The organism is Pseudoalteromonas sp. BZB3, assembly GCF_040104455.1.
GTDB lineage: Bacteria > Pseudomonadota > Gammaproteobacteria > Enterobacterales > Alteromonadaceae > Pseudoalteromonas.
In genome coordinates this window covers 278,245-304,424 of record NZ_JBECOS010000010.1, presented here as the reverse complement: position 1 = coordinate 304,424, position 26,180 = coordinate 278,245, and the positions used below count along the sequence as shown (strand labels likewise).

Below are 26,180 nucleotides of genomic sequence, written 5' to 3'. Positions count from 1 at the left end.
CCAACCTAATTTTGCCTTTTAATTGAGGCGTCATATAACAATGGATAGCCCTGAATATGCCCAATCCTTTTATTCCTGAAACATTTGAAGCGCCTACGCTTTTTGAAAGTGAATACTTTCATTTTAGAGTTCTAGAAGATTCAGTTGCAGAATTAGACTTTGAAGCTGTGATGTCTAGCCAAAAAAGACTGCAGGGTATTTTTGGTCCAGAGTCTGACTGGCCTAAGATTGATATGACTCTAGAAGAAAATATAAAAAGTTTGAAGATTCATAAACGAGAGTTTGAATTACGAGAGGCATTTGCTTATTCAGTATTTACGAACTCAAAAGACAAATGTCTTGGTTCTGTTTACATAGATCCAAGCCAATCACACAACTATGACTGTGAGGTCTATTTATGGGTTAGGGATGATAGTATCAGTTTGGATGAGACTCTTTACCAAACAGTTTCAAATTGGCTTCAGCAAGATTGGCCGTTTGCTAAAGTCGCATTCCCTGGCAGGTGCATTTCATGGAAAGATTGGGCAAATGAGTTAATAGTTATATAAGCAGGCAGTAAAGGCGAATTTGTAACAGTTAAGTCAGTGCCGCTTTGCAGCACATTTAGCTAAACGTTTATTTGCCCGTTAACAGGGCATTTCGGTATCTAATCTAGCAGGGAGGAAGAGTATTATTATGGATTACACGTTTCGTAAAGCAGAAGAAAGTGACTTCGATTATTTATTGCAATTACGCCGCTTAACTATGGACGATTATCTATTAAAGAATGGCCTCGATATTAGTGATAAAGAGCATACTTTTCGCATCAAATACAACTTTGATGATGCCAAGATCATACTTGTAGATGGCGTTGAGGCGGGTTTATTTAAGGCAAGCTACACAGCCCAAAATTCTCAATGGTACATCTATCAAATTCAGATACACCCTGATTACCAAGGTTTAGGTATTGGAAGAAAGTTAATCATTAATCTGTGTGAACAAGCGCTAAAAGATAATTCTTCTGTCGGCTTAAGTGTCTTAAAAAGTAATCCTGCAAAACGACTCTATGACCGACTAGGTTTTACTGTTATAGATTCTAATAGCAGCGAATTTGAAATGATATTTAATGCCTAACAACCTCTTCAAACGGTACTGCTAAAGCTTGGCTTAGTTCCGCTTTTCTAAGCATTGTAGTTGAACATTGAAAGCTGTAGAGCATGATTGCAAAATCTTAACTATATGATTATCAATATTTGCCGATAACTAAGCATGTCGTATGATGAAAATGGAATTCTATGAAAATACACAACTCGTTCAGTATAAACTCACCTAATGTTGAAGGTCATTTCGGTAAAAAAAGCGTAAATGAAGGTAACAGTCATTTAGGTACTAACCAAAAGAGTCAGGGTATCGAATCAAAGACTTTAATTTCATTTGCTGGTGAATATGAAGCATTTGACCCAACTCTGATTGAAGAGGGTAAGTATAAAGATCTTTTCAGTGAAAATGGTCATAACTTTTCTGAAATGAGCATTAATGAACTTTATGATCTTGTAAAGAAATTTAACGAACTGGATAGGGAATATTCGCAAGAGTTTTCTGATAAAGAAGAGGTTAGATATGGGAAATCTGGAAACCAGATAATATCAGAGCAAAGATCTGATATGCTCGATTTAATGATAACACTTGAAATTCTTTCTTATGGTGAAGGGGACGTAGACCCAAATGAAAAGATTAACCTTGTAGAGTACTTTAATGAAAGATCAGATAAATTAGAAAAATCTGCAGTTGCTCACCCTGAACGCGATACCTATCAAACTAGGTCGGCACATTCGAAGAAGTTAATTGATATTTTTGAGAAATTTACATCTGATGACAGTTTGAATACCTACAAAGAAAAAACTTTTTCATTACTAAAAGCACAAAAGAAAGTAGATATTACGATTTAGAAGTGTAATTTCTATAATACCCGAAAGTTAATGCTGTGCTTTCGGGCGTATATATTTACTCTCTGTACAGCAAAGTAACCTTCTTAAATAGATTCTATTTTCTGAATGATTTTCGAAATATCTTCTGTACTTATAAAGCCAGGTACTATTTCTCCGTTGGCAAATAAAATAGTAGGGGTAGCACTAAAACCAAATTTTTTTGCCAAAGCTTTTTGAATGTTGAGGTTGTTGATACATTCTGAAGTGGCTTTATTGTTCGTTTCAAAATATCCCCTGTGCATTGCAGAGTCCATCGCGGCTTGCGGATTTGTGGCGCAAAGCGCATTCACGGTTTTATTGAACGCTTTGCTACCAGCATTTCCTCTCGGCAACATGACATAATTGACACTGATACCTAGTTGGTTTAAATCTTTTATTTGAGTGTGGAGTTTTCTGCAAAATGGGCAGTCAATATCGGTAAAAATAGTTATTTGATGTCTTTCTTCTTTTGCTGAGTAGGTGAGTAGTTTCTCTCGAGGAATAGATTTGAATAATGTTTGTCTATGTTGTTGGTTTGCTTGTTCAATTAGGTCTTGGCTTGTAGAGGTGTCGATCACTTTACCCCAAAACAAATGCTGCCCATCTTTGCTAGCAAGTAAGATTTGATTGTCGATATTGACGCGCTCGAAATAGTCATTAAATGATGTGATTTCAAAGCTTGCTTTAGGACCTAGCAATCGATGTAGTTTCGCACTTAGAACTGAGTTTGAATAACTGGGTGATTGATTGGCAGGTACCTCTTCAGATAGGGCGTTATGGCTGATAAAGGATAAAGTGGCAATTGCTAAAATTGATAATTTATTAATTGCTTTCATTGGCTGCTCACAGAATTAGATAAGTGAACTCCTTTATAAAGTGAGCTGCGCATTTTATGTCAGTATAAATGCCTCTAAGTTTCTATAATTATATATATTAACTTTATTATCATTAACTTATGTCTAGGTTGTGAATTGCCTAAAGCCTATTAATTGGGCTGTATATTCAACATTTTCACACTCTCGTTTTGACGTCACAGAGTCTCTTAGTTCTTTACAAAGTTGCGCATGTTCGCTTTTTTCTATTTTGTTTTCTGAGCTATTTGAAAGTACCTGTTCACCGTCGATTTGCAGTCGTGCCTTTGAGTTAAGCGGTGTATCTTGTTGTTTATTGACTAAGGCGGCGATTTGCTGTTCGAACATGTGTGCACTGCAGCTTGCAAAACCAGCTTCAGCGGATTCTTTGCCTTGGATTGCAAAATCTAGCGCATCATTAAAGTTATTCTGAATTGCGGCGATCCTACTCAACAACGAAAACGCTTGTCCTCGATAATAGCTTTGTGATTCATTTTCTAGCACGAGTTCATGTGCTAATTGCTTAGCATGGGCTAGTTGCTGTTGACTGTATTTTATTTCAGCTAACAGCAGCTTGGCTTCTTGAGAATATGGGTTTTCTTTTAGGCTGAATTCCAGCCATTTTTGAGCTGTCGCATAGTCTTGTGAACGATAAGCATCTACTGCATTTGTATAGCTGCTAAAAGTGGGTGGTAAAGCAGGCTCAAACGTATTGTTTTCTTTAATTAACAAGCTTGCTGCAGTGATACAACTAATGGCTAGGCATGCAGCAATGGAATAGTGTGTCACTTTGTTTGACTTTTTTACTGCTAATTTGTCAGTAGGAGCTAGCCAGTAATAGCCGCGGTTTGGCTGAGTGCGAATAAGGTTGTTATTGGGCGCAAGCTTGCGTATCTCACTGATCACCTGAAAAAGGCGATAATCTTGGTGTTGTGGAGTGCCCCATAGAGCAGTGTGCAATTCATCTTTGGTGATTAGAGTCTGAGGGTTATTAACAAACAGCTCTATTGCTTGCGCTGTCTTAGGTCGGATATTAATGAGTTTACCTGAGTGGCGTAACTGGTAGCTTTGATCACAAAAGGTGAATTTTAAGAATTTAAATGTAGCCACGGATTATCCTTTTTTCGCAAGTTAGATGACCTTTATAATGCTTAATTTATGTGTGAGCAAGTTGGTAGAGCTTCTAAAAGTCATTTAAATTGGGCTTTGTATTTACCATATGTAATTATGCGCAGGTTCTCTTTTATGTATTTCAATTACAATGAAATACATCTATTGTGCTTTGAGATTATCTGTTCAATTTAACGAACCCGACAGTAAGAATAATAACAGTATGAAAGATGTTTTAAATAAAGGATTAGAAACGCTTAAGTCCGCCTCTGCAAAAATTTCAGATGACATAGCTTCAGGTTTTTCGATAGTTAAAGACAAAATTAATGGTCTGCCGATTTGGGTCTCATTAGAAAGAACAGACAGTGATGTTCACGTTGATTACGACGAAAAGCACTATTTTGTTATTCCATTTAAATTGTCAGAGCATCAGTTTGCACTTCACACCATGAGATGTTTACCGAAGGGTGTGCCTGAAGTGAATAATTTACCAAAAAGGCGGGTATTTCACTTTCCAAATGAACATGCAGAGCATCAGTTACGTGAATATATGTTAAGCAGTGTAGGTGATATTGTTCGAGCGCGCAGCTTAGAAACCCCGCATTCTTTAGAATCTCTCGCAAATGAAATTGATGCGTTAGACAAAAAGCTAACTTATGGCATGTTATTGGTTGGTGGGCTTGCTGCTTTAGTGAATCCACTTGTTGGCGCTGGTATTGCTGCCAAAGCAATGCTACCTAGCGTGACAGGGCTGCTAAGCAAATATGGATTACGTTTAACGGGTGAAAAATTATCGGCTTATCAACTGAATAAAGAGATTGAAGAAGCGCAAAAAAATGTGATTAAACAATTTGAAGAATCGAGTGCAATTCAAGTTATTAACCCTATTTTGCAAGAGCTGGAACTTGCGCTTGAGACAACTGAAAGTGAGCATGATCCTCTTTTAGATTTTGACTTATCGACCTTATCGATCCCAGCTTTAAAGAATGAGCATTGGCGTGAACTCACTCAAGTTGCCATTACGCATGTTTACAAAGAGGTTGTGGCGGCACCACATTTACATAAACAAGCAGAGCTTGGACCTGAAGACATAAGATGGTTGAAGCTTATGTTTGAAGCAAGCCAAGATTAAGTAAGTTAGTTTTTCAATAGAATATAATTAAGAATAAAGATGGCTGATGCAAAAATAGAGATAGTTGAGTTTAGTCCACACTGGTTCGAGATGTTTGAAGCTGAAAAAGCGTTGTTACAATCAGTTATTTCACCTTGGCTACATGGCTCAATAGAGCATGTTGGTAGCACGTCTGTTGAAGGGTTAGCGGCTAAACCCATTATTGATATTATGGTTGGAGTTAAATCGTTAGACGCTTCGCAGCCGGCGATAAAAGAATTAGAGCAATCTGGTTACTGCTATTACCCTTATAAAGCTGATGTGATGCATTGGTTTTGCAAACCTACGCCCGAAGTGCGCACTCATCACTTACATTTGATCCCATTTCAAAGCCCTCTTTGGAAAGAGCGTATTCAATTTCGAGATAGTTTGCGAAATAACCCTGACATCGCAAAAGCCTACCAAGCGTTAAAGTTTAAGCTCGCAGAAGCTCACCATGAAGACAGAGAGCGTTACACAAGAGAAAAGTGGCCGTTTATCAAAGAAGTATTGCGTAAATGCACTTAGCAAGCAGCTAAGTGCATTAATGTTTTAAAACTCGTCCCAATAAGGTTTTTCACCAAAAAACTCACTGAGTTCGTCAATAAAGACCCTTACTTTTGAAGAGAGCAGTTTACGGTGCGGATAAACCGCATATAACGCAATGGGCTCAGGTTCATAGTCTTCTAAGAATATTTGCAAATCTCCTTTTCTGAGCGCATGACCTGCAATGAATGTGGGCTGCACCAAATAGCCTTCTCCCGCGATGGCGGCGGCCATCAGCAGCTCACCGTTATTCGAGATAATAGTGGGGTGTTTATTTTGGCTTATTGATTTTAGGGTGTTCAACAGTAGGTTGTCGGTTTTGTCATAACTAGAATAACTGTAATGCAAAAAGTGCTTAGGGTTGAGCTCGCTCGGGTGCGAAGGCTTGCCATTATGTATTAAGTATTCAGGAGAAGCGCATAAGACCAAACGTACAGGCGCGATTTTTTTTGCAACCAAAGAAGAGCTTTGCAATTGACCAATTCGTAGCGCAACGTCAAAACCTTCTTCGATCACATCGACTTTACGGTCGTTAAGCTGAATGTTGAGCTCTATTTCAGGGTACTTTTTTCTAAATACACTGATGAATTTCGATAGGTGTAAAGTCGAAAATGAAACAGGCGCACTGATATTCAAAGTACCTGTGACCGTTGTTTGCAGCTCACCAAATTGTGCTTCTAAGTTATCTACATTTTCTAGTATTTGTTTTGCGTGTTGGCGGCACTTTTCGCCCGCTTCCGTGAGGCTCACTTTACGGGTCGTGCGATTGAACATGCGGGCATTAAGATGAGTCTCTAGTTGCGAAATGTATTTACTAACCAGTTGATTCGACATCTCTAATTTTTCTGCTGCTTTGGTAAAGCTGCCTTCATCAGCAACGCTTAAAAACACTTTGAGCAATTCAATTTTAATCATTACCACAACCCTCAATTAACAACCTACTATCAACGTAACGTTGTAAATAATACAACATAGCGCTACTTAATCATAAAAAATCGTAATAGTAATATAGCGAGCATTGAAAGAGAGGTTTGTTGATTAAGTTAACAAACGAATGAGGTTTATATGAAAAACACAACACAGAACTATGGCTGGGTGGCGAAAAGCCTGCACTGGGTGTCAGCAGTGGTCGTCATAGGTATGTTTGCGTCCGGCTGGTGGATGGTAGAGCTGAATTATTACAGTGAGTGGTACAGAACCGCACCATTTATTCATAAAAGTGTCGGTGTACTTTTACTGCTATTGACTCTTGCAAGGCTATGTTGGAAGGCAAGTAACATGAGTCCAGATGCTGTGGGTAACGCATTTGAGCAATTTGTGGCAAAAGCTGCGCATACCGTTTTATACCTGCTGATTGTTGTAATTTGTGTCAGTGGCTACTTAATTTCAACGGCCGATGGTCGCGGTATTGAAGTGTTTAACTGGTTTGTGTTGCCAAGCTTTGGGGAGCTTTTTTCACAACAAGCCGATACTGCAGGACTTATTCATAAATTCAGTGCTTATGGTTTGATGGGGTTAGTTCTATTACACGCACTGGCTGCTCTCAAACATCATTTCATAGATAAAGACAATACATTGAAGCGCATGCTTTAAAACACTTCACAAAGGTAAGTGTTTTAAAAACAAGTAGGTGCATTCATCTTCACTTATTAAATATTTTGGCTTCTAAATAGGAGATTACAATGAAAAAGCTTATTTTAACTGCAGCATTTCTAGGTGCGTTATCAACAGCGGCAAGTGCTGCTGAATATGTGATTGATACCAAAGGGGCACATGCGTTTATTAATTTTAAAACATCGCATTTAGGTGTGTCTTGGTTAACGGGTCGTTTTAACACATTTGAAGGTTCTTTTAACTACGATGGTAAAAGTTATGACAATGCACAAATTGAAGTGAATATTGATACTACGAGTATCGATTCAAATCATGCAGAGCGTGATAAACACCTTCGTGGTGGTGACTTTTTAAATGTTGGGAAATTTCCAACTGCGAAGTTTGTAAGTAGCAAAATTATCGATAAAGGCGATGGCAAACTTGAAGTGAAGGGCGCATTCACACTGCATGGAACAACTAAGAATATTGTCATTGATGCGCAAAAAATTGGTGAAGGTAAAGATCCTTGGGGCGGTTACCGAGCTGGTTTCTCAGGTACCACTGAAATTCGTTTAGCAGACTATGGTATGAAAGAAGTGCTAGGTCCAACAACGGTGATGCTCGACTTGCATGTTGAAGGTATTAGAAAGTAATACGCACTTTACTGTTAGTGCTTAGCTATTAATCTTTGTGGTGTGCTATGACAACAAAATACAATGTATTTTTTATCTCTCACGGCGGGGGACCGATGCCTTTATTGGGCGACCCCAGCCATACAGAAATGGTCAATACACTAGAGAAATTGGCGAAATGTATTGAAAAGCCAAGTGCTATTTTGTTGATAAGCGCCCACTGGGAAGAAGCTGTGCCGACAATTACCTCTTCAGAGTTACCAGATCTCATTTATGACTATTATGGTTTTCCTGAAGCGGCATATAACATCCAATATCCTTGTATTGGTTCGCCAAAGTTGGCATCTCAAGTGGCAACAGCGTTAGCGCAAGCGGGCATTGAACATCAGCTCGATGCGCAGCGCGGCTTTGACCATGGCATGTTTATTCCCTTGAAAATCATGTTTCCGGAGGCTGACATTCCCTGTGTGCAGCTATCATTGGCGAAGAGTTTAGAGCCAAACTTACACCTCAATATAGGTAAAGCTTTACAGTCACTAGAGTATGACAATTTATTAGTGATTGGTTCTGGGTTCTCTTTTCATAATATGCGTGCTTTTTTCTCGCAAAGTGACAGAGAAGTTGATGAAAAAAATTTGGCATTTGAGACTTGGCTCAGAGACACAGTAAGTAATAAAACACTTGGTGAAAATATGCGAGCAAGCCAACTCTTCGATTGGGCAAATGCGCCCCATGCAAGGTTTTGTCATCCTCGAGAAGAGCATTTGATGCCACTGCATGTGTGTTATGGGTTAGCAAACTCAGCTGCTGATGAGCAGTTAGACGTTAAGATTTTGAATCGAAACTCGACCATGTTTGCATGGTACAAATGAACGCATTACCCGAATTGACTTTATATCGAGTAATGCGTTACCTATTGATTAAGCATTAGTGAAAGCTGGTATTAATGCCCAAATTGAATTCGTACACCGGCATTGACGGTAAAGCCATCATTTCGAGACCAAATATCTGTTGTCCAGCGTCCACTTGCTGATTGCTCAGGTAAAACCAAAGCGTCGTCTTTTGTTTGACGAACATTCAGCAGGTTTTCAGCATTTACAAACCAGCTTATATTGCCAAATGTAATCTGCCCTAATAGCCCCAAGTGCCAGTAGGCATCACTTTGAGTTCGATATGGGTTGTTTTCGAGTTGTTGCGTGCCCGTGTAGTAAGCTTCAAAACCGAGTAGATGACTACCATGTTCTTCCCACATGATCACTGCGCCCGCAGAATGTTTGGGTGTTAGCGCGATAGGTAAGATTGAACCGGTTGTATCATCTTGTGTACTCGCATCTGTGTATAAATAGCTGGTAGTGAATTTAATATCATGCCAACGGAAACGAAGGAGTAGTTCGGCACCTCTGATTTCACTTTGGCCTGCTGCGTTGACAATGCGTACTGTTTTGTCACAGCCGATACAGTTCATTTCTTCTAATTCAGTGACATTATCTATGTCAGACGCAAACAGTGTCAGGCTTGTTTCAATGCTATCGACGGTATAGCTAAAATCAACAGACGCGGTGGTGGCTGTTTCTTCTTCTAGGTTGTCTAGTGGTGCTAATCGTGACAGACCTGCGTCTTCAATGTCCTCGATGAAAGGTGTTGGCGCATAGTAACCTTTACCAAAAGAGCCACGCACGGACCAATTTTCTGGTTTATATAGTGCTGAGACTCTCGGACTAAATTGAGTACCATATTCGCTGTGCCAATCTGTTCTGGCGCTTAGAGACAGCGCCAATTCGTCAGTCGCGTCATAATCAAGCTGTGAGAATAAACCGGGTACTTCGAATTTATAATCGAATTCATTGTACTGTTCTGACTCGAATTGCTCTTGTTGATATGCAAGACCTACAATCCAGGCTGTCTTATTGCTGAAGCCTGTGACTGAAGATTCAACTAAGTAGCTGTTATGCTTGTCGTCTTCTATTACACGTCCATATTGGTGTTCATGCCCTTGTTGCATCAATGAACCACGGACATTTAAGCTCAATGTGTCATTTAAAGGTTGTTCGAATATCAAACCGCCATCGAGACGCAAAGAATCCTGATTTTGCACAAATGCTTGCCCGTCTGGCATAAGTGCTCCTTCAGCGGTCCCCCCGTTTCTGCGCTCTTTCATGGCGCCCATGGTCATATACAAATTAGCGCCATTTTCACCTGACCAATATATACGGGGTCGCACTGTTGCTCTTTCGTAATAGGCCATATCGAGCCAGCCGTCATCGTCTAAGTCTTGTTCTTCTTGATGGTGTGCACCAGCGGTAATGGAAGCGCCCATTGAGTCAGAAACTGGTGCAGCCAAATAAGCGGTGACATCTTGACCATTTTTTGATGTGGCATTTAATAATACTTCACCCTCGAATTCATCCGAAGGCGTACGAGAGATCAGATTAATTACACCACCCAGTGCAGAACCGCCATACATAGATGAGGCTGAACCTTTGATAATCTCAACACTGGCTAAGTCGGTCGGGGGGATCTGCAGTAGCCCGATAGAGGCGGTTTGTCCGCCATAAAGTGGTAAGCCATCACTCAGTAACTGAGTATAACGACCATATAAACCTTGCAAGCGAATGTTAGCACTGCCCAGTGCTGGAGAGGTATTTTGTACTCGTACACCACCGGTTTCAGCAACGAGCATAGAAATATTACCAGGGCGCATTAAAGCCTTTTCTTGAACTTCTTCACCAATAATGACTTCGGTACGAGTTGCCGACTCTGTGACTATGCGACCTAGTCTTGATGCAGTGACCTGAATTTTTTCTATGGCTTTTTTTTCATGACCATGATGGTCGTGCTCATGTTCTTCATGCCCGCCAGCATATGAAGAAAGGGGGACAAATAGAAATACAGACAAAGCCAGTTTAGAAAGTTTAAATTGCATTTTTACCTCAAAGTGTACACATGACAGTATGTTCAGCTGTCATTGATAAATTGTTTTTTAATTTATTCTGAATAGGAGTGTTTTGGGCGGATCTGCCCTAAGAGGTAAAAATGGGGGGGCGGTATAACGACTCGACAATATTATTTGGCATATTTAAATGCGAGTTCACAATAGACTCTGTAAAACGCATCATTGGCTGTGAGTAGCCAAGGCTACTGACAAAGATAAAGGCAGCACAGGCATTTGCAGGGCAAATACATTCGGATTCGCAGCAGTCCACTTCGCAGCAATCATCTTCAGCGTCACTGTTTGAGCTTGAAGATAAATTCGAGACGCTATCAATTGAATTGCTTGATTGTGTTTGTGCTGAATGTGTTGATGAGATCTCAAATGAGGGCATAAAGCTATAAGCCGATGCTTGCCCAACAAAGGCAATCAAAATAACAAGTGTCACGAAGACTTTTGAAAGTGGCTTAAACATACAGTTCTCAATGATTAGACAGGGCTACTTTAATTGAATTTGATATGGATGTGAATATTTAAGTGTTGAGCGGTAGGGCACTTATATCGAAAGTAACCCATTAAATAGGGCCCTTATAAAAACTGATAGCCAAGCTTAAATTTAAAACCCCAAAGTTGAGCGAAAGCTATCGCGCTAACTTTGGGGCTTTAAAGTAATAAATTTACTTCGCTATGCTCACTAGGCCAGTATTAGAGTCATAGTTTAGTTTAAGACTGTCGTTGTCATTCAGAGTATAAGTACATACCCCTTTTTTGGCTTTAGATACCTTGAAAGCGCCATCTGCAGTAGAGTGATACCATTTAGTATCGCCATTAGATTTCTTACGGCCTGCGCCAGAGCGGTTCAGGGTATATTGATGGTCAAGTAAGTTATTCCAAAGTCTGGCACAGCGGTTTGAGTTCGGCTTTTTGGTATTTTTGTTGTGTTTGTTAAGCTTATCTTTACTCTCAACTAAATAGCCGCTTTCGTTAAAGTTAAAAGAGCCGTCCTTAAATGAGGTGACGTTTGCAGCCGCACCGCCAATATTTTGTTCTTCCCAGAATGCTTTTGCTGCATCTACTTCTTGTTGAAACTCATCGGCAATAGTAAGCAGTGGGTTTCCGCATTCAGACACATAAGTTAGATCCGCAATATGTTTTGGTCCTTCCATCACAAGCTCTGCTTCAGCAGTTTGTGGGTCTATTTTGTAGATTTTGGCATTTTCGCCACTATTTCTTGCAGAAACGTATAGTTGACCATCGTTTGCTGTCGCAATGCCAGATGGCCAATTTAAGTTATGTTCACCAATTTTATCTAGTTGCATGTTGCTTTCATCAAGGATGTAAAGTGACTTGGCATTTAGAACATAGACGGTATTACCATCAATTGAATAAGTGATGTCACCATGGGCGAAATCATCCCAACTTGCATCGTTTGTTTGCATTTTACCTAGTACAGTTTTGTCGCCCGTTTCTAAGTCAAATTGATACATATAAGTTTGGCTGGTGGCGAGTAAAAAACTGCCATCAGGTGAAACAACAGAACGCTTTATTGGATAGCTTGTTGTGTCTGCTATTTCAGTCGTCTCGCCAGAAGATAAGTCATACTGATAAATTTTTGACGCATTCGTTTCTTTACTTAATCGCTGCATCATAATCAATTGATTGTTTGTTGCAGCTAGGTTGCTAACAGGAAGAGAAGCGCCTGACATTCTGCTATATGATTTATTTTCTAAGTCTATGTGATATAGCGAATTTTTTCCTTGTTCTGCGTATCTGTCGACCGCAAATAACCCTTCTAAACAAGCATCATTTGCACTAACGTGAGAGGAAGTTAAAGTGAATGCTAAAGCAATGAGCTTATTGGTTCTGAACAAAGATCTTAAAGTCATAATGATTACCTTGATTAATCCATTATGATTTATGCAAAAATTAAACCGGTATTTTAAATTTTTATCTAAAATACTTAAGTAGGCTTAATCAACTCAGAAATTTTTAAGTAGCTTGGATTTTAAAACTGTAAATCAATAAAACACTTAAAGAAAAAACGAACTATGGTTTCGATGTGACACTAAAAGTCAAAATACAGCTATCAGGCGACCTAATTTAGGTTGTTTTATAAGTTGTTATCATTTTAGATGTCGCCAATAACACATATTCATTTGGTTATAAAAAGGGCGCTTGTTGTGCTTATTTATTGTAAAAAGCTGTCTATTTTTTCTTCCTTTTTTAAATGTTCTTCGCTAAGTTGACATAACTTAAACCATAGCGCTTTGTTGCGTTTCGGTTAGTAAATAATTTTTACTTTAAACACATTATCTTTTTAATCGAGGGTAAGTATATGGATAGAGTAGAGAAACTAATGGTTCGAATGGTGTTAAGTGATGTAAGCCAACATTTTCCTGAACCGGTAGATTTACTGTCTGCAGATAGTCTCAACACTTATGGTGATGGTTTATACCAAGTACTCAGTGAACTTGAAGCACAACAATTAGTAAAACGATTGGAAAGCGGTCATTTTACTGTGGGTGCTGCTTATAGCCACTTCAAAGGATAAATGCGGTTCAGTTGAACTATCTATTTAATCTGCGCCAAGGAAGTGTCTGTTATGAGACTAATGGCGTCAATTCATTTAAACTCCTTCCTGTTTTAATCTAACTTAATAATATTATGCTAAATAAAGGGCTTTTATATTTAACACTTTCTATCTGTGCTATGTCTTTAAATGCAAATGAATTAAAGCCATTTAAAAGTGATGGATGCAGTTTATTTCCCGACGGTACCTCTAACCAGCAAAAATTGTGGTTAGCTTGTTGTGTCGCTCATGACCTTGACTATTGGCAGGGTGGTACAGCAATGCAACGAGAACAATCTGACGCGCGTTTAAAGCAATGTGTTAAAGAGGTTGGAGAGCCTATTATCGCTAGCATGATGTTGGCAGGTGTTAGAGTCGGCGGGAGCCCTTATTTACCAACACCTTTTCGCTGGGGCTATGGTTGGCCATATCCGCGAGGGTATAAAGTGTTGTCAGAAAATGAGCGTCAACAAGTCGAGCATGCAGTTCGAAACGTAAAACTAGAGCAGTATTTTATGCCTAAAACAATAAAGCAGTAAGTTAATCTACTGCTTTATTGTTGCAAGTATTTATTCGACTAAAAAAACTTACTAAATAACAATCTCATACTTAAATTATTATCGCGGTCAACTAACGGGCTGTCAGTGACACTACTGTCATACATGGTGTAATCAATGGCTAACTGCGTGAAACCGCCAAAGAATATTGGGGTCGATACTGAAAAGCCGATTGATTGGTTTATCGCGCTATCACCTTTATAAAATGCTCTGTCTTGAGTGACTTCGAAGTCTCTTACGCCATAGTAATAATCGACATGGTTTTTATCTAAATGGCTTATTGATAAGTTTGGTTCAAAGAAGACAGGACCAAATCGATACGCTTTTCCAATTTTGGCTTTTACTTCATAGCCGTCAGATTTATTGAAGATATCGTGTAAAAAGCCAATGCTTAATTTCCAGTTATCTCGTTCATATTTAAAATTTGCGCCTAAATCCATTGCAAAGTCTCTTTCTTCCATACCGATAAAGACATCACTGTCAGACTCATCGAAGCCTTGAAAACGGGGAGAAGCTTGCACCTCAAATTCGATATCACCTAACTCTAACACCTCGTAGCTCACGAATGGCCCATATACTGATAATTTGTCACCGCGATAGCCTAATATAGGTAAAGGCGTAACTCGGTTGCCATAACCCTTATAAATTTCTTGGCTCAAGCCAAGACCAATGCCATACAAGTAACCTTTTGGTTCAAGTTGAGCACGTACATCACCTCGTTCATCAGCGGAGACATTTGAAGAAAAAATTACGGGCAATGAAGCAAGTACTAAGGCTTTTATAATTCTGAGCATTTTGAGGTCCTTTTATTGTCAGAGTATCAGTATGGATGAAAAATCACTTTAGATCAGTGTTATGACATTTTTTATACTTGTACCTTTTTAGGTTTTATGTATTATCGCGCAGTTGTTACAAAAGAGAATTATAAGGAAGTAACGTATGCAGTGTTACCAATGTAATGTAAAACTTGAATATGACTTAACCGAAATTCATACAGGTTATGGTTGTTCAGAATGTCATGGAGCTTGGTTACCTGCAAAATTTTTAAAAGCAATTGGCACCGTCAAAGAGTTCGATTACATGGCATTTGTCGGGCAAGTTCAAAGCCAAGTGAAAGAAACGACAGAATTAACTTGCCCATCTGGCTGTGGTCAATTGCATCGTCATTTTTTCGAAAATAGTCATTTTAGTTACTGTCATAGCTGCTTTGGTGCTTGGTTTAAGCAAGGTGAGTTAAAAGGTTTCTTACATAATTTCAGAGATGCGAAAGATATTCGAGTTCTAGATACCGCAGATAGAATTAATGGTCTCGATTTATTGTTTGATCTTTTAAAATGAAAGCGTAAAAAAGGCCGCATAAATGCGACCTTAGGTTACTTCTAGGGAGTTAATCTAAAACAATAGAGTTTGAGTGTTATTCCATCAACCACATTCTTGCTGTTCTCGCTGGTAGGTAAAACTTATGCCACTGACTCGAGATATTTTGCACATCGTTGCTTAATGTATCTCGGTAGTTGCGGTGCCACCATAAATTATCGGCTTGTGTATCTACCCAGATATCTTGGCCAATGCCACACTTATTGATACCAACCACGCCTTTGTGCTCACGTTTAAATAATAAAATACAGCTATTGTGGCTTAGCACCTGCATGCTACTGCCTTGGGTGGCATTGTGGAATTTAAGCATGCCTTTAATGTCTTCACGACTATAGAGATTATTCCAGCGGTTATCACCACTTTCGTTATTATCCGAATACACTAGTGGTACACCTCCATCTCTGCCCAAAACATATGCGTTCGCAAGTTTTTCGTCGGTGGCATCCATAATTTGATATCTAAAGCCATCATTCAATGGGATATCATGAGTAACGCTAAACGTAATGGCTTTGTTACCGGCCAATGCTTGACCATAGGCTGTAGGGTCAACAAGTTGACTCATTGAACCACCAAAACTAAATGCGCCTCTGATCTGTGCAAACAGTGGAAAGTCATAAGCTGAGTGGCCTGTTTGTGCCAAATAAGGCACTAAAAAGTTATCGTAATCACCGCTACCTGAACCACCTGTCGTTATAATTTCACCAAATACATGCGTATCTTTTTTAATGTTGGCATCGAACACGGCATTAATATGGTAGTTGGTCATGTGTTTTGCGGCATCAACTCTAAAGCCCGTTACGCCAATTTGTTTTAACGCATTTAAATACGCTTTTTGTTGAGTGATAACCCAATTGTTAGGGTCTAAATCGGGGAGGCCGGGATCGGGGGCAGCGCCACACAGCCGGTTATATTGTACATCGCCAACGTCATTGTAATTACTGATACATTTTGGACCACCTTGGTCGTATGTACCGTGAAAATCACCCGCGCCGAATAAACCATCTTTAATATCACCGAATAGTGTAATGTCGTTGTAATAGTTAATATCAGCGGCGTAATCGGCTAAAACTTCGCTTCCTGGGTAGTTAAGATCAGCGCGTTTCCATTGCTCGTTTGCCATATGATTAAAAACAATGTCGGCATAAGTCTCTACACCTTGTGATTTAAGCGCTTGCACCATGGCCTTAAAATCATTGGTATCGCCCAAAGGGTTATCGATGACACGAAGATCTTGTGGCTGATAACGAGACCACCATGCATCTCCAGTCGATTTATAAGCAGGAGAGACGAGTACTTTTTTATACCCAAGTTCAGCAATCTCTTGAGCCTTGTTCGCAACGTCATCATAGCGCCAATTAAATGCATGCAAAATAACATCTGCGCTACTTTGGAAGCTAACAGCACCAAGTACAAGCGCTGCAATTTTAAGTTGTTTATTTGATTTCATATGTGTTGTCATGTGTTTACCTTTTATCGCATTCCTTGCGTGTTGAAATAGGAAACATAAAACTCACATATAAACTAAGTTAATGAAATGTTATGCATACGTATTCATTAAAAGTCTTTTCTCAATAATCAAAACTCCAGGAGAGTTTGAACAGATTTTATTCAATAAAATCAATGTATATACAAAGTTTAAATTCGTTATTACAAAATGTAGGAGAGGCACAAGTAATTGCGCTTTTTTCATGATCAACCCAATGAGCGCCTTTCATAAGAGCAATGTCACCATCTTGTAATTGAGAAATATGATGAGGTAAAGGCGCTTTAATTTCGGGCTTTAATTGGTTTGGCGCTAATGGCAAAAACTTCACTTCATCGGGAGCAATCCACCTCTCACCAAGGCCACCTAATGTAGAAGCCATTCTTACAAGGTTTTGCGGTTGATGGAAATGAGGGCTTAAAGAGGTATCACAAGCAATCAGTCTTAACCCAATTTCTTTGGGCTCAAATAACACCTCAAACATTTCTAGCATGAGTTCAATATGTTGTGCTAATAACGATGAATGTGTACTACCCTCAAGCTTAAATAGAATCTCTTCAAATAAGTCTTTATTTATCTCACCCTGATATTGGATCACAGTACCTAGGTTTTGCTTGGCAAATAACTGTGCTGCATGTGATATAGCCCAACTAGATTTCTTTGAGAAGCAAGTCAGTGTGACTTCCTTTTTGTAAATTTTGCTTAAAACATCCGCAGAGGCGCTTATTTGGCAACTAGCTGTTTGGTTTAGTTCAGAGTATTCAAGTGGGGCCGCAGTGTTATGACTCATGTTAATTTTATTTGATTGATACAATATAACAAAACTAACATTAAATAATTCTCATTTAAAGTTTTGATAGTTAAAAAATGAGAATTGCTTTTATTAGACAGTCGGTCTAATATCGTTTCATGATCGAAAAAACAGCAAAACCTCGACGAGGTCGCCCACCCAAAGTGGCGCGTGAAAATCAAGATACAAGAGCCGAGCTAATTCGAGCTGGACTTGAGCAGTTAACAGAATCAGGCTTTGCCGCTTCAGGTATTGAACAAATATTAAAACGAGTGGGTGTACCAAAGGGCTCGTTTTATCATTATTTCAGTAGCAAAGAGGCCTTTGGTTTGGCCGTACTTGAAAGTTATGCCGTGTATTTTTTGAAAAAGCTAAACAGGCATTTAGCGCAAAGTGATGAAGCGCCTCTGTCAAGACTGAGTAATTTTGTCGAAGATGCCAAGTCAGGTATGCAAAAGCATAGTTTTAAACGCGGTTGCTTGGTCGGTAATTTGGGGCAAGAGGTAGATTTATTACCCATCAGTTTCAGAAAAGAGTTGGTGGCAATATTTAAAACTTGGCAATGTGAAGTCGCGGTATGTTTAGAAGAAGCCAAAAAACAAGGTCAAATTGCACAAAACGCAGATTGCACGCTGCTTGCTGAGTATTTCTGGATTGGCTGGGAAGGCGCTGTCAGCCGTGCTCGTTTAGAGGCTTCGGTCAAACCACTCGATAATTATTTTAAGTGTTTTGTTATGGGGGTTTCAGTGACCCCAGATGGGTAATACCAACCCTCAATAATATTTAATCATTTTTAGGGATTAAAGTTACCGCTAACTGCTTTAAAAATTTCTCATTTAGAACAACTAAATAGAAAAATTTTTGCCTTGTTATCGACAAACTTTCCTATCCTAAAAATAGCCCACTTAGTTAAGAGAATGGGTATAAGTAGGTAAAGTAAGTTTAAGAAAATTTTTTTAACCATTAATAGACGACCGGTCTAAATTAGGAGCGAACGATGTTTAAAGGTATTTTGATCAATAAAGATGAACAAGGTTATCAGGCGTCAGTTACTGATATTGATGATAAGGTCTTACCTGAAGGAGATGTCACTGTAAGCGTGTCTCACAGTACGATAAACTACAAAGATGCATTGGCAATAACAGGTAAAGCGCCCGTCGTTCGTACTTTTCCGATGATCCCTGGTATCGATTTAGTTGGCGAAGTTGAGCAATCTGATTCTGATAAATTCAAAATCGGTGACAAAGTATTATTAAATGGCTTTGGTGTTGGTGAAGTACACTGCGGTGGGTTAGCTGAAAAAGCTAGACTAAAAAGTGAGTGGTTGATCCCTTTGCCTGAGTCTTTATCTGCGAAACAAGCTACGGCAATTGGCACAGCGGGTTACACCGCTATGTTATGTGTTTTGGCACTTGAAAAGCAGGGTGTTACGCCTGAAAAAGGCGATATTCTTGTTACGGGAGCAAATGGTGGTGTAGGCAGTTTTGCCATCGTTATATTAGCTAAGCTGGGCTACAAAGTGGTTGCTTCAACTGGTCGCATGGAAGAATCTGATTACTTGACCAAATTAGGCGCAAGTGACGTGATTGATCGCAATACGTTATCTGAGCCTGGCAGGCCACTTGGCAAAGAGCGATGGGCAGCAGCAATTGATTCTGTGGGAGGCCATACTTTAGCCAATGTGTGTGCGGGTATTAAATATGGTGGTGTTGTAGCTGCATGTGGTTTGGCGCAAAGCATAGAGTTTCCTGCAACTGTGGCGCCTTTCATTTTAAGAGGTGTGACGCTTGCAGGTATCGATAGTGTAATGCGTCCGCTTGAAGACAGAATAGAAGCTTGGTCACGTTTAGCAGATATTATTGAACCTGACATGTTTGAGGCCGTTGCGGCTGATATTGGTTTAAACGAAGTCGTTGAAACCGCTTCTAAACTATTAGAAGGCAAAGTGAGAGGGCGCGTGGTGGTTACCCTTTAATTGTTTTTATCGACTAAAAAAAGGAGAGCGAATGTGATGCTCTCCTTTTTGTTGGGAATTAAACGGCTATTAAGACACGGTTTTACGATAACTTAATCGATAAAACAGACTGTAAAACACAGGGACTGCAATCAAGGTCAAAATGGTTGCAAATGCTAAACCGCCCATGATGGTCACAGACATATCCGCAAAGAACGCATCGCTCAATAGTGGGGCCATACCTAAAATGGTAGTGATAGCAGCCAGTGCAACAGGGCGTAAACGCGAACTACTCGCTGAAACAATCGCTTCTCTAGGTTCGGTGCCTTCGGCAATTTGCAGGTCAATTTCTTCAAGTAAGACAATGGCGTTCTTGATCAACATGCCAAATAGACTTAAAAATCCGAGCAGTGACATAAAGCCAAACGGCATATCAGTGACGAGCAGGCCTGTTACCACACCTACTGCGGCCATAGGCACCACAAGCCAGATTATGAGCGGCTGACGCACGCGACCAAATAGCAAAATAGACACTAATAACATTACTAAGAAACCAGCAGGTAGGCCTGTGCCTAGGGCTTCTTGCGCGTCTCTTGATGATTCGTACTCGCCACCCCATTCAATTTTGTAGCCATCAGGTAGTGGTAGGGCTTCAATTTGTGGCTTAATGCGGGCAAACGCTTTACCTGCGGTTTCGTTAAAGCCAGGCTCTGCCGAAATGGTAATGGTTCTAACACGATCTCGACGATGAATAAGAGTTTCTTCATTTTCTAATTCAACCCCCTTTGAAACCTGTTTAAAAGGAATATAAGTGCGCTGTGATGAACTCCAAACTTGGCTGTTCTCAATGGCTTCGATATCGTTTTGTTCAACTCCTGCCACTTTGGCTTTGATTGAGTAGCTGTAATCACCATTTTGTAACTTACCTAACTCAAGTCCATTTGAGGCATATTGAATGGCTTGTGCGAAATCGTTACGAGATACAGCAGCAATACCTGCGCTGACAGAGTCATAGTGGGCATTCAGCACAAGCCCTTTTTCGCGCCAGTTGTGACGAATATCTCGAATTTGCCCATCATTTATCATCAGCAACTCGGCTTGTTCGGCAAGTTCTCGCAGTACCTCGGCATCTGGACCTGAGAATCTAACCGCGAGCTTTGCGCTTCCTCCCGGGCCAAATTGCATACGCTCAGTATAAAAATCGGCGTTTAAATCGAGTGCAGGCATACTCCTATTAAGCTTTTGGATCAGACCATCGATTTCATCACGATTGTGCGTGCGCACCAAGAAGTAGCCATAGCTTTCATTTGGTTGCTGTGGTGCATAAGTTAGGGTAAATCTATCTGCCCCACGACCAACAAAACTGGTGACAGACTCGACTTCATCATGCTCTAAAATAAGTGCTTCGGTAAGCGCGACTTTACGGGTGGTCTCGCGAATATCTTGGCCTTGCGGGCCCCAATAATGCACAAAGAACAATGGCGCATTTGATGGCGGAAAGAAACCTTGTTTGACTAAGCCAAAACTGCCATATGCCACAACTGTGATTGCGAATAAGCCAGCAACCGTGAGCCAGCGGAGCTTAAGCGCACCACGAAGTACTTTTTCATAGCCACGGTAAAATGCACTATGCTGTTGTTGGTCAGCTTGGCTTTGTTCAACTTTGTAAAAGTACTTTCCAAATAGCGGCACGACTGTGATTGCAAGAACCCAGCTCAGCATTAAAGACACCAAAACAACGGCGAATAAAGAATACAGAAATTCACCTGTTGCATCGTCAGATAAACCAATACCAGAAAAGGCTGCGATCCCTATAATGGTAGCGCCCAACAATGGCCATTGTGTTCTTTTGACAATAAAGCTTGCAGCTTCAGCGGCTTTTTTACCTTGCTTCATGCGCAGCATCATACCTTCTGCAACCACGATGGCATTGTCGACCAGCATACCCATCGCGATAACCATCGCGCCTAACGAGATACGCTCTAACTGTAATCCCATTAACCACATGATTAACACCGTGCCCATGACGGTTACTAATAGTACAGAGCCAACCACCACGCCTGAGCGCCAGCCCATGAATAGCATCAAGGTCAGTGTTACAACCACAACCGATAGCACCAAGTTATTAATAAAGCCTTTTACTGACTCATCGACGATGGCTGCTTGATCATAAATAGGCGTGAGGGTGATCCCTGCGGGTAATTTTGTCAGTAATTCATTGGCTTTATCGTTAACACGTTGGCCCACTTCAACAATGTTCACATCATTAATGGCAGAAACAGCCAGAGTAATGGCATCGTGACCTTGATATCGAATAAGCACAGGTTGAATGTCGACTGGCTCAAACTTAAGAGTGGCGATATCACGAACTTTGATTGACTGATTCGTCCCTGGTACGACTAAGGTGAGATTATAAATTTCTTCAATGTGATCAACTGGATTTTCAACAACTAAACGAAGCTGGCGACCTTCCACTTCAACACGACCGCCGTTAAATGGCTGCAGGTTTTCTTGCAATAGTCTGGTTAGATCAGGAAAAGAGATCCCTAAGCCAGATAGTTGATAGGGGTTGATATAAGCCACTAATTGCTCTTGCTGAATACCGCTCACTTGCACTTTTGCAACGCCTTCTGTTACTAACAGTTCGCGACGAATAACGCGGGCAAATTCACGTAACTCATGTAGAGAAAAGTCAGGGGCACTGAGTGCGTAATACATGCCGTATACATCACCAAAGTCATCATACACATTGGGGGCGTGGCTGCCCGTAGGCAATTGTTTTGCTGCATCTCTTAAGCGTTTTCTGAGTTCATCCCATATTTGGGGGAGTACATCAGAATCAAAATGTGATTGCACTTCGACTGAAATTTCAGAAATGCCTGGCTTAGAAATTGAGGTTAACCGCTTTAATTGCGGCATTTGCTGTAATGCAATTTCTAAAGGCTCGGTGATCTCGCGCTCTACTTTCTCGGCACTGGCACCGGGAAACTGCGTGACTACTTGCACTTGTTTAATAGTAAAGGCGGGATCTTCTAAGCGACCAATTTTACCAAGGGCAACGGCACCACCGACTAAAAATACGATCACCAGCAACCAGATGTTGACTGGATTTTTTATGGCATAACGTGCGATATCCATGGTTATAGCTCCGCTTTATACGGTTTTACTGCTAAACCTTCACGCATTTTCGGTGCGCCGGCTGCAACCACTAAATCATCTCTACTTAAACCTTGAGCAATGGCAGCCATATTGTTATCAATTTTAAGTACCTCGACGTTGCGTTTTTGCACGGTTGAATTGGCTTTGTCGTATGCCCAAACATGAAAGCCGTCAGCGTTACTACCTTGTAATGCATTGAAAGGTACTAACATCACATCATCGTTTGCATTGTCTTCGAGACTGACTTTAACAATGGCGCGAGCACCGGGTGTTAAACTGTTGTCGCTGACTTGTGCAGCAAATACGACTTTGTATGTTTGTGTGATGGGATCAGGCTGTGTGGCATGCTCTATGTAAGTAAGTTCATACTTCTTTTCTGGAGTAGAAATAATATGGGCTTCAGTTTTGAGTAAACTACCTTGTTGGTAGCTACTAAGCAGGCGCTCAGGCACATTCACGTTGAAGTAAAATAGTGAAACATCTTGCAATTTGGCGATGATGTCGCCAGCTTTTACATAGTTACCGTTTTCAACAAAGCGTTCAGATACTTGTGCATTAAATGGCGCCGAAAGCGTAGTGTAACTCAAGTCTTGCTCGGCTTTACTCAGGGCTATTTCAGCTAATTCAAAGTTCGTTTTCGCATTGTCTAATTGACTTTGTGAGGCCAAACCATTTTTAGCTGTCGCTTCAATACGTTTTAAATCTCTTGCGGCTTGATTCAATCGCGTTTGTGCTTCTTGTACTCTTTGTTTGAAAAGCGTTGGGTCGATTTTCGCCAAAATCTCACCTTCATTCGCCACAGATCCGGTTTGCAGCTTGGTATTGATAAGACGGCCTGACACTTCAAAACTTAAATCTATGGTTTTTACTGCCGCAACTTCAGCAGGAAAAGTTCGGGTATATTGCTTCGCGTTGGTTATAACAGGTGAAAGTTTTACTGTTTGAACAACTTGCGTTTCTGTTTGCTGCTCGTTGGCAGGCGCGCAAGCGGTGAGGGCAGACGACATAGCGATTGTCATAATAAATGCAGTCGTGACCTTGAGGGTTGTTAAATTAACTAAAGCATTAAGTTTCATACTGTATAGGCTCGCCAAAAAGTGAAATTAATTTTTTGACTTGCTGCTGCTGGAATATTAAACGAACTTGGCAGTCTAGCAAGTAAACTATACGGTGTAGTTTACTGGTGAAAATTGAAAAGTAAACTAATTAGTGTAAAAATAACCTAGTCAGATATCTGAGAGTGAGTTATGAGCGAAGTTAAAAAAACACGTAGTGAGCTTAAGCGTGAAGCCATAGTGAATGGCGCAGTAGAGGCGTTTCAAAAATATGGTGTAAGTGATACCAGCATGGATAAAGTGGCCGAAACTGCTGGCGTGTCGAAGCGTACCGTGTACAATCACTTCCAAAATAAAGAGACTTTAGTTACAGAAATAATTAAAGATATTTGGAGTCAAAACTTCGTAAACCACGACTTTCCTTACGATGCCACGACCCCTGTAAAAGCGCAACTTCATGAGCTGGTGGTGAAAGAAATTCAGTTCATGAATGACAAAAAGATGCATGAACTTATTCGCGTTGCGATGGGGGTGTGTTTATTCAACCCAGACAAATTTGTCGATAACATTGGTGAGTTTTTCGAACAAGAAACGACAACAATCCGATGGTTAAAGTCGGCCATGCAGGATGGAAAAATCAAAGAGGCTGAGCCACGTTTAGCGCATGAGCAGTTGGTGAGCTTATTAAAAGGCCAAGCATTTTGGCCGCAAATTTTGCATCAAGCAGAGTCATTGACTGAGCAAGAGATCACTAAATTGGCTGAAGATACCATCGACTTCTTCTTGGCCTACTACGAAGTTTAAGCTAACAAATATTAAAACACCTTTTAGTTAATATACTAAAAGGCGTTTTTGTTATGGTATTCAATTTGTTGCCTAAAATCACATCTTAGTTAGTCTGCTTTGACTCCACAATAATCGCAATAATTTCGGTGTCGCCAACATTACTCACTTGATGTACCCATTGATCGTGCCACATAGTGTGGCCATCAGGGATATCTATGTTGAGTGAAGCTTTTTCAGTTTTTATAACAGCATGGCCACCTTGTTGAAAATACACAGTTTCGGCATTGTGCTTATGAAAACGGTCACTCTCACCGGGTTTAAGTACCATTTTGAGTACCAGTACCTGTTCGTTTTCAAGCAACACGCTGTAGTGCTCAGGTGAAGCAAGATGCGCATGTTCATAAACAGGCTTGGTTTGTACATTGAACACCAACAATAAACAAAGAAAGCAAAATCCGGTTAATTTATTAAACATAAACTTACCTGTGCATACCACGAATAGGGTAGTTATTGTCTGGGTTTCTGATCCATGCTAAGCCATTTACAAGTGCTTGAAGTTCAGGACGCACAAATGGATTGTTTGAAATATCGACCACCTGAATATGACCTTCAGCGTTTATTACGAACAAGCCAGGCTCAGCAAATGGGTGATCAGTTTCTTGTTCTGAGCGCGGATCTGAGATGTATAAGCCAAGCGTTTTCATTTGCTCAATACTCAAGCCATAACTTATGTCATAGCTTATCTCTAATTGCTCACGGTGTGCCTCTAGCTGCGCTTTACTGTCGCCAGAGACGGCAATGATGTCGACGCCAATGTCGGTTAGGGCGCCTTTAAACTGCTCTAGCTGGTTGAGATAGCGAGTACATAAAGGGCAATGCTTACCACGATACACCAGCACAAGTTTCCAATCAAAACCAGTCTTTGGCTTTGCAAGATTGACTGACTCACCACTTCGTAAAGTGGCAGTGGTGTCAGGAAAAACAGCGCCCGCATGAAGTTTAGTCGTGTAATCTGAGTTCATTTTATTATCCTAGAGTGAATTTTAAAAATGTGCGTTTAAATGTGCTTCAAAGCGTTTTAAATCGTTCTCAATATCGGCGTTTTTCATCACATCAAAGCAGGCAAATGTGGCCATAGGTTGCATATCAAAAAACTTAAAATTCATATGCATAGGGAACATTAAGTCATCAACTGACTTACCTTCAAAAAAGTCATTAGTGTCGTTAAATGATTCTTCAGGTGCATTAAATGTCAGTGAAAGCATGTATTTAGTGCCTGTCATTGTACCGCCTTTGCCATAGTTGGCTTTAGGTGCTTGTTCATTTCGACCGTCACCTAAGCACAGTGCACCGCCCATACCTGCTGTGTAAACTTCATCCATATACTTTTTGAAAGACCAAGTTACGCCCATCCAATTGACCGGTGTTTGTAAGAATACATAGTCAGCCCATTGGTGGTTTTCAAGCTCTTTTTCGACGTCGATGTTGTCTTGCATCGTCACAACGCGAGTTGAATGACCCTTGCTTTGAAAAATGCTGACAGCTTTGTCTACCAAGGTTGCGTTTAACTTACCTTCAGAGAACGGGTAATACTGATGACCATTGATGATTAAAATATTGCTCATGTTTTGCTCCAGTGTGTTTGCAATTAACTTGTGGTATATTTTAGAAACCTATCAACCTTAATCAATTA

At 40.3% G+C, this 26,180-nt stretch carries 28 protein-coding genes; 14 read left to right on the top strand and 14 right to left on the bottom strand.

Translation table 11 applies throughout. The features are described from left to right. The first annotated feature begins 56 nt into the window (after positions 1-56). The 3 genes from ABMY35_RS11710 (at position 57) to ABMY35_RS11700 (ending at position 1,928) form a co-directional block, all read left to right on the top strand. Complete coding sequence (locus ABMY35_RS11710; protein ID WP_349286370.1) at positions 57-548, top strand: hypothetical protein; 492 nt, start codon at positions 57-59, stop codon at positions 546-548. A 127-nt stretch (positions 549-675) separates the two neighbouring features. Further along, positions 676-1,113, top strand: coding sequence for an N-acetyltransferase (locus ABMY35_RS11705; protein ID WP_349286369.1), 438 nt, complete (start codon positions 676-678; stop codon positions 1,111-1,113). Positions 1,114-1,274: 161 nt separating this feature from the next. Next, positions 1,275-1,928, top strand: a complete 654-nt coding sequence (locus ABMY35_RS11700) for a hypothetical protein (protein ID WP_349286368.1) — start codon at positions 1,275-1,277, stop codon at positions 1,926-1,928. Between the two features lie 83 nt (positions 1,929-2,011). Here ABMY35_RS11700 and ABMY35_RS11695 read toward each other — a convergent pair whose 3' ends face one another. Beyond that, a complete protein-coding gene (locus ABMY35_RS11695; RefSeq protein ID WP_349286367.1) occupies positions 2,012-2,782 on the bottom strand; it encodes a DsbC family protein in 771 nt (256 codons plus the stop codon). A 123-nt stretch (positions 2,783-2,905) separates the two neighbouring features. Continuing rightward, positions 2,906-3,907, bottom strand: a complete 1,002-nt coding sequence (locus ABMY35_RS11690) for a winged helix-turn-helix domain-containing protein (RefSeq protein WP_349286366.1) — start codon at positions 3,905-3,907, stop codon at positions 2,906-2,908. A 223-nt stretch (positions 3,908-4,130) separates the two neighbouring features. On the opposite strand from ABMY35_RS11690, the gene ABMY35_RS11685 reads away from it, so the two are divergent. Both ABMY35_RS11685 and ABMY35_RS11680 read left to right on the top strand, forming a co-directional pair. Further along, entirely contained in the window at positions 4,131-5,039 is a 909-nt protein-coding gene (locus ABMY35_RS11685; RefSeq protein ID WP_349286365.1) for a hypothetical protein, read from the top strand. A gap of 39 nt (positions 5,040-5,078) precedes the next feature. Next, positions 5,079-5,585 (top strand): GrpB family protein, encoded by a 507-nt coding sequence (locus ABMY35_RS11680; RefSeq protein WP_349286364.1) that lies wholly within the window; start codon positions 5,079-5,081, stop codon positions 5,583-5,585. Between the two features lie 24 nt (positions 5,586-5,609). On the opposite strand, the gene ABMY35_RS11675 is transcribed toward ABMY35_RS11680, so the two are convergent. Then, complete coding sequence (locus ABMY35_RS11675) at positions 5,610-6,518, bottom strand: LysR substrate-binding domain-containing protein (protein WP_349286363.1); 909 nt, start codon at positions 6,516-6,518, stop codon at positions 5,610-5,612. A gap of 150 nt (positions 6,519-6,668) precedes the next feature. Between ABMY35_RS11675 and ABMY35_RS11670 the strand changes: the two genes are divergently transcribed. The 3 genes from ABMY35_RS11670 to ABMY35_RS11660 all read left to right on the top strand — a co-directional run bounded on the left by ABMY35_RS11670 (position 6,669) and on the right by ABMY35_RS11660 (position 8,700). After that, positions 6,669-7,196: a cytochrome b gene (locus tag ABMY35_RS11670; protein WP_349286362.1), complete on the top strand. Its 528-nt coding sequence runs from the start codon at positions 6,669-6,671 to the stop codon at positions 7,194-7,196. Between the two features lie 89 nt (positions 7,197-7,285). Beyond that, positions 7,286-7,849, top strand: a complete 564-nt coding sequence (locus tag ABMY35_RS11665) for a YceI family protein (protein WP_349286361.1) — start codon at positions 7,286-7,288, stop codon at positions 7,847-7,849. Between the two features lie 47 nt (positions 7,850-7,896). Further along, the gene (locus tag ABMY35_RS11660; protein WP_349286360.1) at positions 7,897-8,700 is read left to right on the top strand and encodes a class III extradiol ring-cleavage dioxygenase; all 804 of its coding nucleotides are present in this window, start codon (positions 7,897-7,899) and stop codon (positions 8,698-8,700) included. Between the two features lie 71 nt (positions 8,701-8,771). On the opposite strand, the gene ABMY35_RS11655 is transcribed toward ABMY35_RS11660, so the two are convergent. The 3 genes from ABMY35_RS11655 to ABMY35_RS11645 form a co-directional block, all read right to left on the bottom strand. After that, entirely contained in the window at positions 8,772-10,751 is a 1,980-nt protein-coding gene (locus ABMY35_RS11655) for a TonB-dependent receptor (protein WP_349286359.1), read from the bottom strand. Between the two features lie 97 nt (positions 10,752-10,848). Beyond that, positions 10,849-11,232 carry a hypothetical protein gene (locus tag ABMY35_RS11650; RefSeq protein ID WP_349286358.1) on the bottom strand — a complete coding sequence of 128 codons (384 nt, stop codon included), beginning with the start codon at positions 11,230-11,232 and terminating at the stop codon, positions 10,849-10,851. Between the two features lie 202 nt (positions 11,233-11,434). Further along, positions 11,435-12,643 carry a DUF5074 domain-containing protein gene (locus ABMY35_RS11645; protein ID WP_349286357.1) on the bottom strand — a complete coding sequence of 403 codons (1,209 nt, stop codon included), beginning with the start codon at positions 12,641-12,643 and terminating at the stop codon, positions 11,435-11,437. A gap of 449 nt (positions 12,644-13,092) precedes the next feature. Between ABMY35_RS11645 and ABMY35_RS11640 the strand changes: the two genes are divergently transcribed. Together ABMY35_RS11640 and ABMY35_RS11635 are read left to right on the top strand one after the other, a co-directional pair. Beyond that, entirely contained in the window at positions 13,093-13,308 is a 216-nt protein-coding gene (locus tag ABMY35_RS11640; protein WP_349286356.1) for a hypothetical protein, read from the top strand. A gap of 158 nt (positions 13,309-13,466) precedes the next feature. Further along, positions 13,467-13,865, top strand: coding sequence for a hypothetical protein (locus ABMY35_RS11635; protein WP_349286355.1), 399 nt, complete (start codon positions 13,467-13,469; stop codon positions 13,863-13,865). Positions 13,866-13,903: 38 nt separating this feature from the next. Here the strand turns inward: ABMY35_RS11635 and ABMY35_RS11630 are convergent, their stop codons facing one another. Continuing rightward, complete coding sequence (locus ABMY35_RS11630; RefSeq protein WP_349286354.1) at positions 13,904-14,677, bottom strand: MipA/OmpV family protein; 774 nt, start codon at positions 14,675-14,677, stop codon at positions 13,904-13,906. 145 nt (positions 14,678-14,822) lie between these two features. Between ABMY35_RS11630 and ABMY35_RS11625 the strand changes: the two genes are divergently transcribed. Beyond that, positions 14,823-15,221, top strand: coding sequence for a hypothetical protein (locus ABMY35_RS11625; RefSeq protein ID WP_349286353.1), 399 nt, complete (start codon positions 14,823-14,825; stop codon positions 15,219-15,221). Positions 15,222-15,297: 76 nt separating this feature from the next. On the opposite strand, the gene ABMY35_RS11620 is transcribed toward ABMY35_RS11625, so the two are convergent. Together ABMY35_RS11620 and ABMY35_RS11615 are read right to left on the bottom strand one after the other, a co-directional pair. Then, entirely contained in the window at positions 15,298-16,719 is a 1,422-nt protein-coding gene (locus tag ABMY35_RS11620) for an alpha-amylase family protein (RefSeq protein WP_349286352.1), read from the bottom strand. 145 nt (positions 16,720-16,864) lie between these two features. Further along, the gene (locus ABMY35_RS11615; protein WP_349286351.1) at positions 16,865-17,533 is read right to left on the bottom strand and encodes a DUF1826 domain-containing protein; all 669 of its coding nucleotides are present in this window, start codon (positions 17,531-17,533) and stop codon (positions 16,865-16,867) included. A 119-nt stretch (positions 17,534-17,652) separates the two neighbouring features. Between ABMY35_RS11615 and ABMY35_RS11610 the strand changes: the two genes are divergently transcribed. Both ABMY35_RS11610 and ABMY35_RS11605 read left to right on the top strand, forming a co-directional pair. Continuing rightward, on the top strand, positions 17,653-18,297 hold the full coding sequence (locus ABMY35_RS11610; protein ID WP_349286350.1) for a TetR/AcrR family transcriptional regulator: 645 nt from the start codon (positions 17,653-17,655) through the stop codon (positions 18,295-18,297). A gap of 233 nt (positions 18,298-18,530) precedes the next feature. Continuing rightward, a complete protein-coding gene (locus tag ABMY35_RS11605; protein WP_349286349.1) occupies positions 18,531-19,508 on the top strand; it encodes an MDR family oxidoreductase in 978 nt (325 codons plus the stop codon). Positions 19,509-19,577: 69 nt separating this feature from the next. On the opposite strand, the gene ABMY35_RS11600 is transcribed toward ABMY35_RS11605, so the two are convergent. Both ABMY35_RS11600 and ABMY35_RS11595 read right to left on the bottom strand, forming a co-directional pair. Next, a complete protein-coding gene (locus ABMY35_RS11600) occupies positions 19,578-22,625 on the bottom strand; it encodes an efflux RND transporter permease subunit (protein ID WP_349286348.1) in 3,048 nt (1,015 codons plus the stop codon). A 2-nt stretch (positions 22,626-22,627) separates the two neighbouring features. After that, positions 22,628-23,722, bottom strand: a complete 1,095-nt coding sequence (locus ABMY35_RS11595) for an efflux RND transporter periplasmic adaptor subunit (RefSeq protein ID WP_349286347.1) — start codon at positions 23,720-23,722, stop codon at positions 22,628-22,630. Positions 23,723-23,893: 171 nt separating this feature from the next. Between ABMY35_RS11595 and ABMY35_RS11590 the strand changes: the two genes are divergently transcribed. Continuing rightward, the gene (locus ABMY35_RS11590; protein ID WP_138481152.1) at positions 23,894-24,505 is read left to right on the top strand and encodes a TetR/AcrR family transcriptional regulator; all 612 of its coding nucleotides are present in this window, start codon (positions 23,894-23,896) and stop codon (positions 24,503-24,505) included. A gap of 85 nt (positions 24,506-24,590) precedes the next feature. Here ABMY35_RS11590 and ABMY35_RS11585 read toward each other — a convergent pair whose 3' ends face one another. From ABMY35_RS11585 to ABMY35_RS11575, 3 genes are read right to left on the bottom strand one after another with little or no spacing between them, the layout of a single operon-like run. Then, positions 24,591-24,962, bottom strand: coding sequence for a hypothetical protein (locus tag ABMY35_RS11585; protein WP_349286346.1), 372 nt, complete (start codon positions 24,960-24,962; stop codon positions 24,591-24,593). A gap of 4 nt (positions 24,963-24,966) precedes the next feature. Then, the gene (locus tag ABMY35_RS11580) at positions 24,967-25,509 is read right to left on the bottom strand and encodes a redoxin domain-containing protein (RefSeq protein ID WP_349286345.1); all 543 of its coding nucleotides are present in this window, start codon (positions 25,507-25,509) and stop codon (positions 24,967-24,969) included. 21 nt (positions 25,510-25,530) lie between these two features. Further along, entirely contained in the window at positions 25,531-26,112 is a 582-nt protein-coding gene (locus tag ABMY35_RS11575) for an NAD(P)H-dependent oxidoreductase (RefSeq protein WP_138481146.1), read from the bottom strand. Positions 26,113-26,180 lie beyond the last annotated feature (68 nt).

Excerpts from the sequence above, each read along its gene's own strand:
- ABMY35_RS11710 (WP_349286370.1), top strand. The coding sequence starts at position 57 with ATGCCCAATCCTTTTATTCCTGAAACATTTGAAGCGCCTACGCTTTTT.
- ABMY35_RS11705 (WP_349286369.1), top strand. The coding sequence starts at position 676 with ATGGATTACACGTTTCGTAAAGCAGAAGAAAGTGACTTCGATTATTTA.
- ABMY35_RS11700 (WP_349286368.1), top strand. The coding sequence starts at position 1,275 with ATGAAAATACACAACTCGTTCAGTATAAACTCACCTAATGTTGAAGGT.
- ABMY35_RS11695 (WP_349286367.1), bottom strand. The coding sequence starts at position 2,782 with ATGAAAGCAATTAATAAATTATCAATTTTAGCAATTGCCACTTTATCC.
- ABMY35_RS11685 (WP_349286365.1), top strand. The coding sequence starts at position 4,131 with ATGAAAGATGTTTTAAATAAAGGATTAGAAACGCTTAAGTCCGCCTCT.
- ABMY35_RS11680 (WP_349286364.1), top strand. The coding sequence starts at position 5,079 with ATGGCTGATGCAAAAATAGAGATAGTTGAGTTTAGTCCACACTGGTTC.
- ABMY35_RS11675 (WP_349286363.1), bottom strand. The coding sequence starts at position 6,518 with ATGATTAAAATTGAATTGCTCAAAGTGTTTTTAAGCGTTGCTGATGAA.
- ABMY35_RS11670 (WP_349286362.1), top strand. The coding sequence starts at position 6,669 with ATGAAAAACACAACACAGAACTATGGCTGGGTGGCGAAAAGCCTGCAC.
- ABMY35_RS11665 (WP_349286361.1), top strand. The coding sequence starts at position 7,286 with ATGAAAAAGCTTATTTTAACTGCAGCATTTCTAGGTGCGTTATCAACA.
- ABMY35_RS11660 (WP_349286360.1), top strand. The coding sequence starts at position 7,897 with ATGACAACAAAATACAATGTATTTTTTATCTCTCACGGCGGGGGACCG.
- ABMY35_RS11655 (WP_349286359.1), bottom strand. The coding sequence starts at position 10,751 with ATGCAATTTAAACTTTCTAAACTGGCTTTGTCTGTATTTCTATTTGTC.
- ABMY35_RS11650 (WP_349286358.1), bottom strand. The coding sequence starts at position 11,232 with ATGTTTAAGCCACTTTCAAAAGTCTTCGTGACACTTGTTATTTTGATT.
- ABMY35_RS11645 (WP_349286357.1), bottom strand. The coding sequence starts at position 12,643 with ATGACTTTAAGATCTTTGTTCAGAACCAATAAGCTCATTGCTTTAGCA.
- ABMY35_RS11640 (WP_349286356.1), top strand. The coding sequence starts at position 13,093 with ATGGATAGAGTAGAGAAACTAATGGTTCGAATGGTGTTAAGTGATGTA.
- ABMY35_RS11635 (WP_349286355.1), top strand. The coding sequence starts at position 13,467 with ATGTCTTTAAATGCAAATGAATTAAAGCCATTTAAAAGTGATGGATGC.
- ABMY35_RS11630 (WP_349286354.1), bottom strand. The coding sequence starts at position 14,677 with ATGCTCAGAATTATAAAAGCCTTAGTACTTGCTTCATTGCCCGTAATT.
- ABMY35_RS11625 (WP_349286353.1), top strand. The coding sequence starts at position 14,823 with ATGCAGTGTTACCAATGTAATGTAAAACTTGAATATGACTTAACCGAA.
- ABMY35_RS11620 (WP_349286352.1), bottom strand. The coding sequence starts at position 16,719 with ATGACAACACATATGAAATCAAATAAACAACTTAAAATTGCAGCGCTT.
- ABMY35_RS11615 (WP_349286351.1), bottom strand. The coding sequence starts at position 17,533 with ATGAGTCATAACACTGCGGCCCCACTTGAATACTCTGAACTAAACCAA.
- ABMY35_RS11610 (WP_349286350.1), top strand. The coding sequence starts at position 17,653 with ATGATCGAAAAAACAGCAAAACCTCGACGAGGTCGCCCACCCAAAGTG.
- ABMY35_RS11605 (WP_349286349.1), top strand. The coding sequence starts at position 18,531 with ATGTTTAAAGGTATTTTGATCAATAAAGATGAACAAGGTTATCAGGCG.
- ABMY35_RS11600 (WP_349286348.1), bottom strand. The coding sequence starts at position 22,625 with ATGGATATCGCACGTTATGCCATAAAAAATCCAGTCAACATCTGGTTG.
- ABMY35_RS11595 (WP_349286347.1), bottom strand. The coding sequence starts at position 23,722 with ATGAAACTTAATGCTTTAGTTAATTTAACAACCCTCAAGGTCACGACT.
- ABMY35_RS11590 (WP_138481152.1), top strand. The coding sequence starts at position 23,894 with ATGAGCGAAGTTAAAAAAACACGTAGTGAGCTTAAGCGTGAAGCCATA.
- ABMY35_RS11585 (WP_349286346.1), bottom strand. The coding sequence starts at position 24,962 with ATGTTTAATAAATTAACCGGATTTTGCTTTCTTTGTTTATTGTTGGTG.
- ABMY35_RS11580 (WP_349286345.1), bottom strand. The coding sequence starts at position 25,509 with ATGAACTCAGATTACACGACTAAACTTCATGCGGGCGCTGTTTTTCCT.
- ABMY35_RS11575 (WP_138481146.1), bottom strand. The coding sequence starts at position 26,112 with ATGAGCAATATTTTAATCATCAATGGTCATCAGTATTACCCGTTCTCT.